The 6,547-nt window shown below is 71.9% G+C and carries 6 protein-coding genes; all 6 read left to right on the top strand.

Annotated features, from left to right (window positions below):
* Positions 1-1,003, top strand: a 1,003-nt coding sequence (locus tag M0P34_RS12795) for an asparagine synthase C-terminal domain-containing protein (protein ID WP_291499749.1), incomplete at its 5' end; no start/stop codon positions are given.
* Positions 1,000-2,169: a glycosyltransferase family 4 protein gene (locus M0P34_RS12790; RefSeq protein WP_291499747.1), complete on the top strand. Its 1,170-nt coding sequence runs from the start codon at positions 1,000-1,002 to the stop codon at positions 2,167-2,169. The genes M0P34_RS12795 and M0P34_RS12790, both read left to right, overlap by 4 nt.
* Entirely contained in the window at positions 2,166-2,798 is a 633-nt protein-coding gene (locus M0P34_RS12785; protein WP_291499745.1) for a sugar transferase, read from the top strand. The genes M0P34_RS12790 and M0P34_RS12785 overlap by 4 nt, the downstream gene beginning before the upstream one ends.
* Positions 2,799-2,884: 86 nt before the next feature.
* Positions 2,885-4,030 (top strand): aminotransferase class I/II-fold pyridoxal phosphate-dependent enzyme, encoded by a 1,146-nt coding sequence (locus M0P34_RS12780; protein ID WP_291499743.1) that lies wholly within the window; start codon positions 2,885-2,887, stop codon positions 4,028-4,030.
* Positions 4,031-4,035: 5 nt separating this feature from the next.
* Complete coding sequence (locus tag M0P34_RS12775; protein WP_291499741.1) at positions 4,036-5,910, top strand: nucleoside-diphosphate sugar epimerase/dehydratase; 1,875 nt, start codon at positions 4,036-4,038, stop codon at positions 5,908-5,910.
* Between the two features lie 75 nt (positions 5,911-5,985).
* Positions 5,986-6,547, top strand: a 562-nt coding sequence (locus tag M0P34_RS12770; RefSeq protein WP_291499740.1) for a flagellar biosynthetic protein FliR, incomplete at its 3' end; no start/stop codon positions are given.

Here is a 6,547-nt window from a genome sequence, read left to right as displayed (position 1 = left end):
CGTGGCCGCGCACCTGGGCACGGAGCACACCACCCTGCGCCTGAGCCCGGCCCAGGCCCGCGAGGTCATCCCGCTGCTGCCGCACTTCTACGACGAGCCCTTTGCCGACGCTTCGCAGATACCCACCTACCTGGTTTCGCGCCTGGCCCGCGAGCGGGTGGTGGTGGCCCTGTCGGGCGACGGCGGCGACGAGCTGTTCGGCGGCTATAACCGCTATCTGCTGGCCCCGGCGCTGTGGGCCCGGGTCTCGCGCCTGCCCCAGGGCGCGCGCCGCGCCCTGGGCGCCCTGCTGGAGGGCCCCGGGGGCGCCCTGGCCGGTGCGGCGGTGCAGGCCCTGCAACGCCTGCGCTCCCCGGCCAGGCGCCAGCTCATCGTGCGCGACAAACTGCACAAGCTGGCCGCCGCCTTGGGCGCGCCCTCGCGCGAGGCGTTCTTCCACTCCCTGGCCTCGTACTGGACGCGGCCCGAAGCCGTGGCCCTCGGGGCCGTCCCGCCGCCGACGGCCTTCACCGACCCCGCGCGCTGGCCCGACCAGCCGGACTACGCGGCCTGGATGATGGCCATGGACATGCGCACCTACCTGCCCGGCGACGTGCTGCACAAGGTGGACCGCGCGTCCATGGCCGTGGCCCTGGAGGCGCGCGTGCCGCTGCTGGACCACCGCGTGGCCGAATTCGCCCTGGGGCTGCCCCCGGCCATGAAGCTGCACCGGGGGCGCGGCAAATGGCTGCTGCGCCAGGTGCTCTACCGCCATGTGCCCGCGCGGATATTCGAGCGGCCCAAGCAGGGCTTCGGCGTGCCCATCGACCAGTGGCTGCGCGGCCCCCTGCGCGACTGGGCCCGGGACCTGCTGGACCCCGCGCGCCTGGCCCGCGAGGGCTTCCTGGCCCCGGCCCCCGTGGCCCGCGCCCTGGACGAGCATCTCTCGGGGCGCGCCAACCGCCAATACCAGCTCTGGGCCGTGCTCATGTTCCAGGCCTGGCTGCGGGAGCACGGGTCGTGACCGCGCCGCGCGTCCTGCTCGTTTCCCACGCCGGGATCAACGTGGCCCTCATGCGCCGGGCCCTGGTGCGCAGGCTGCTGGCCGAGGGCGCCCAGGTCCATGTGGCCGTCCCGCGCGACGGGCATTTCGACGCCGTGGCCGCCCTCGGCGCCCGGGTCCACCCTTGGGCCGTGGCCCGGGGCAGCCTGGGGCCGGGGGCGGCCCTGGCCTCGGTGGCCGCCCTGCAGCGCATCGTGGCCGCCGTGCGCCCGCAGGTGGTCCACGCCTTCACCCACCAGCCGAACATCTTCTCGCGGCTGGCGGTGGGCGGCGCCGCGCCCCTGGTCAACTCCGTCACCGGGCTGGGCTCCAACTTCCTGGGCCGGGGCCTGCGCGGCGGGCTGCGGCGCGGGCTTTTCCACGCCCTGTACCGCGCGACCCGCGCACGCTGCGCGGCCCTCGTCTTCCAGAACGACGACGACCGCGGCCATTTCCAGGCCCGCGGCCTCATCGGGCGCACCCCCGCGTTCATGATCCGGGGCACGGGGGTGGACGTGGGCGCCCTGCGCCCGGGGGCCTTCGACCCCGCGAGGGTGGCCCGGGCCCGCGCGGCCCTGGGCCTGGAGCCGGACCATGTGGTCCTGACCCTGGCCGCCCGGCTCATCCGCGACAAGGGCGTGTTCGAGTTCCTGGAGGCGGCCCGCGCGCTGGCCGCGCGGCACCCCCGGGCGCGCTTCGTGCTCGCGGGCGAGCCCGACCCGGGCAACCCGACATCCCTGACCCCCGAGGCCCTGGAGGCCGCCCGGGCGGGCGGGGCCGTGGTCTTCGCGGGCTGGCGCGAGGACATGCCCCTGGTCTGGGCGCTGTCCGACGTGGCCGTGCTGCCCTCCTACCGCGAGGGCCTGCCCGTGAGCCTCCAGGAGGCCCTGGCCTGCGGGCTGCCCGTGGTCACCACCCAGGCCCCGGGCTGCCGCGAAATCGTGGCCCCGGGGGAAAACGGCCTGCTGGTGCCCGTGGGCGACGCCCCGGCCCTGGCCCGGGCCCTGGAAACCCTGCTGGCCGACGCGGACCTGCGCCAGCGCATGGGCCGCGCCGGACGCCGCCGCGCCGAGACCCTGTTCGACGCCAACACCCTGGCCGGGGAGATCATCCAGGTCTACCGGCAGCTTCACAAGGATTTTCCATGACCACGCAGTACCTGGCCCTGTATGCGCGCGTTCCGGCCTGGAAGCGCTGGATGGACGTGATCCTGGTGCTCGGGCTGGCGCCGCTGTGGCTGCCCCTGGCCGGGGCGGTGGCGCTGCTGGTGCGCCTGCGCCTCGGCTCGCCGGTGCTCTTCCGCCAGACGCGGGCCGGGCTTGGCGGGCGCCTGTTCACCATCCGCAAGTTCCGCACCATGACCGACGAGCGCGACCCGTCGGGGGCGCTGCTGCCCGATGCGCAACGCCTGCCGCGCTTCGGGCGCATCCTGCGCGCCACAAGCCTCGACGAGCTGCCCGAGCTGTGGAACGTGCTCGCGGGCGACATGAGCCTGGTCGGCCCCCGGCCGCTGCTGCCCGGGTACCTGCCCCTGTATTCCCCCGAGCAGGCCCGGCGCCACGAGGTTCTGCCGGGCATCACCGGCTGGGCGCAGGTCAACGGCCGCAACGCCATCACCTGGCCCGAGGTCTTTGCCCGCGACGTATGGTATGTGGACAACATGAACCCGCTCCTGGACGTGGTCATCCTGGCGCGCACCGTGGGCGCCGTGTTCGCCCGCCGGGGCATAAACGAGCCCGGGGCCGCGACGCGCACCCCGTTCACGGGCCGGGAATGATCCAGTCGTTGTCTGGGCCCCGGTTTTCGGATACACCCCCCGGCAGCGGCCCCGCCCCGGGGGCGCACAGCAAGGAGCGGACTGGCGTGCACGACAGAATATTCCTGTCCTCCCCGCACATGGGCGGCAGCGAGTTGAATTACATCGGGCAGGCGTTTGCGGACAACTACATCGCCCCGGTGGGCCCGCACATCCCGGCCTTCGAGCGGGAGTTCGAGGCATTCCTCGGCCAGGGCCACTGCGTGGCCGTGGCCTCGGGAACGGCGGCCCTGCACCTGGCCCTGCGCCTTGCGGGCGTGGGCCCCGGCGACGAGGTGGTCTGCTCGGACCTGACCTTCATCGCCTCGGCCTCGCCCGTGGTCTACCAGGGCGCGCGCCCCGTCTTCGTGGACGCCGACCCCCGGACCTGGAACCTGGACCTGGAGGCCCTGGAAGCCCACCTCTCGGCCCGGCGCCGCGCGGGCGGGCCCATGCCGCGCGCCCTGATGCTCGTCCACCTCTACGGCCAGCCCTGCGACGTGGGCGCCGCCGCCGCCATCTGCGCCGAATACGGCCTGGCCCTGGTGGAAGACGCCGCCGAGTCCCTGGGCTCCCTGCATGCCGGGCGCCAGACCGGCACCTTCGCGCCCCTGGCGGCCTTCAGCTTCAACGGCAACAAGATCATCACCTGCGGCGGCGGCGGCATGTTCGTGGCCCAGGACAAGGCCCAGGCGGACAAGGCCCGCTTCCTGGCCACCCAGGCGCGCGACCCCGCGCCCCACTACCAGCACTCCGAGCTGGGCTACAACTACCGCATGAGCAACCTGCTGGCCGCCGTGGGCCGGGGGCAGCTGGAGGTACTGGCCGAGCGCGTGGAGCAGAAGCGCGCCCTGTTCGCGGGCTACCGCGAACGCCTGGGGGCCGAGCCGTGGATCGAGTTCATGCCCGAGGCGCCCTCGGGCCGCGCCAACCGCTGGCTGACCTGCGCCCTGTTCGGCGACGACGCCCACTCGGGCTACCGCCTGCGCGAGGCCGTGCGCCTGGCCCTGGAGGAGGAGAACATCGAGTCCCGCCCGGTGTGGAAACCCATGCACATGCAGCCCGTCTTCGCCGACGCGCCCTTCGTGGGGCCCGGCGCCGACGAGGAACTGTTCGCCCGGGGCCTGTGCCTGCCCTCGGACACAAAAATGACCGAAGCCGACCTGGACCGCGTCTGCGGGGCGATCCGGCGCGCCGTAAAGGGCCAGAGCTGAAACACATGTTCAACAGACTGAAATCATATAATTTCTATATTCTCCTGGCCTTGGACGCCCTCCTGGTCCTGGGGGCGCACGTCCTCAGCTACCTGATCCGCTTCGAGGGCCTGCCGCCCGCCTGGCAGGGCGAACGGATGCTGGCCACCCTGGGGCCCCTGCTGCTGGTCAAGCTGTTCTGCTTCCTGGTCTTCGGGCTCTACCGGGGCATGTGGCGCTACACCAGCCTGACGGACATGGCCAACATCGTGAAGGCCGCGTCCGCCGCGACCCTGCTGGTGGTCGGCTACCTGGTTCTTTCGCAGAACTTCACGGGCTACTCGCGCTCGGTGTTCGTCCTGGACTGGTTCTTCACCATGGCCTTCGTGGCCGGGCTGCGGGTGGGCATCCGCCTATTCTACGGCATGGGCTTCGTGGATCTGCCCTCGGTGCTGCGCCGGGGCCGCCGCGAGGGCGCGGCCACGCGCTGCGTGGTCATCGGCGCGGGCAACTCCGCCGAGCGCCTGCTGCGCGACATCGCCGGCTCCGCCCGGCGCGACATCGACGTGGCGGCCCTGTTCGACGACGACCCCGAAAAGCAGGGCCGCGCCCTGCACGGCGTGCCGGTGGTCGGCCCGGTGCGCGCCCTCCGGCACTGGCTGGAGACCGAGCGCGACCCCGCCCGCGAGGCGCTCATCGCCATCTCCGACCTCTCCGGCCCGGCCATGCGCGAGATCATCGGCCACTGCGAGGCCGCCGGGCTGGCCTACCGGCGCATCCCAAGCCTCGCCGAACTGGCCCGGGGCAAGGTCACGGTCAAGGACCTGCGCGACGTGGACTACAAGGACCTGCTCGGCCGCGAGCCCGCCCATCTGGACATGGAGGGCATCGCGGGCTGCCTGCGCGGGCGCACGGTGCTGGTCACCGGGGCGGGCGGGTCCATCGGCTCGGAGCTGTGCCGCCAGATATTGTCCTTCGCCCCCGGGCGCCTGCTGCTGCTGGACGCCAGCGAATCCAACCTCTACGCCATCCAGATGGAGATGGAGCACGAACACGGCTTCCGGAAGTACGAGGCCCTGCTCGGCTCCCTGCAGGACACGGCCTGGACGGCCCACGTCCTGGACACCTACCGCCCCGAGGTCGTCTTCCACGCCGCGGCCTACAAGCATGTGCCCATGCTGGAAGCCAACCCCTGGCAGGCCGTGGCCAACAACGCCCTGGCCACGCGCAACCTGGTGGAGGCCGCCGTGGACCGGGGCGTGGAGCGCCTGCTGGTGGTTTCCACCGACAAGGCCGTGCGGCCCACCAACGTCATGGGCGCCACCAAGCGCATCACCGAAAAGATCATGCAGGCCCACTGCGGGCGCGGCACGCGGCTCATGGCCGTGCGCTTCGGCAACGTCATCGGCTCGGCGGGCTCGGTGATTCCGCTCTTCCGCCGCCAGATCGAGCGCGGCGGCCCGCTGACCGTGACCCACCCCGAGGTCACCCGCTTCTTCATGACCATCGAGGAGGCCTGCCAGCTCATCCTCCAGGCCGGGAGCATGGGCGAGGGCGGCGAGATATTCGTGCTCAGGATGGGCCAGCCCGTGCGCATAGCCGACATGGCCGCCGACCTGATCCGCCTTTCGGGCAAGGAGCCCGGCAAGGACATCGAGATCCGCTTCATCGGCCTGCGCCCGGGCGAGAAGCTCTACGAGGAGCTGATCACCGCCGACGAGGGCGTGGTGCCCACCGGGCACGACCAGATCATGGTCCTGCGCAGCGACGCCTGCGCCCCCGCCGGGCTGGACGAGGCCCTGGAGCGCCTGCGCCAGGCCGCCCTGGCCCGCGACCACGCGCTCATCCGCCAACAACTCGTCGAGATCGTGCCCGAGTACACCCCGGACCTTGTGAAGTAATCGTCTTTTTTTACGGCAACATAGCCTGAAATCGACATTCCCCGGACATGGCCCGGCCTTTGCAAAGGCCGGGCTATGGACATCTTCGCCTTCGACCCCGCCCATGTGTTCAGCTTCCTGCTGACGCTCATGCGCACCAGCCTGGTGCTGTTCCTCATGCCCTTTTTCGGCGGGGAGACGGTGCCCAAGACGGTGAAGGCCGCGCTGTGCGTGGTCCTGTCGTGGGCGCTGTGGCCGCAGCTCTCCTTCCCCGGGGAGCTGATGCCCAAGAACGGCTGGCTCATCGCGCTGATGCTCGCGGGCGAGCTGCTCCTGGGCATGGCCCTCATGCTGGTGGTGCGCTTCCTGTTCGCGGCGGTGCAGACGGGCGGGCAGATCATCGGCTTCCAGATGGGCTTTTCGATGATCAACGTCATCGACCCCCTGACGGGCCAGCAGGTGGTGGTCACCTCGCATTTCCTCTACATGACCACCCTGCTGACCTTTTTGGCCCTCAACGGCCACCTGTACCTGCTCCAGGGGCTTGCGGACAGCTTCGCCCTGGTGCCGCCCGGGGGCATCCTCCTCGGCCCGGCCCTGGGCCAGGGGCTGCTGAGGCTGGCGGCGGGCATGTTCACCCTGGGCGTCAAGATCGCGG

The organism is Desulfocurvus sp. (assembly GCF_023230885.1).
In the GTDB taxonomy this organism is placed as follows: Bacteria; Desulfobacterota; Desulfovibrionia; order Desulfovibrionales; family Desulfovibrionaceae; genus Desulfocurvus.
Note: the sequence above shows the minus strand (reverse complement) of the source record. Positions and strands in the feature narration are given on the sequence as shown.

Coding starts and splice junctions, on each gene's coding strand:
- M0P34_RS12785 (WP_291499745.1), top strand. CDS start 2,166: ATGACCACGCAGTACCTGGCCCTGTATGCGCGCGTTCCGGCCTGGAAG.
- M0P34_RS12775 (WP_291499741.1), top strand. CDS start 4,036: ATGTTCAACAGACTGAAATCATATAATTTCTATATTCTCCTGGCCTTG.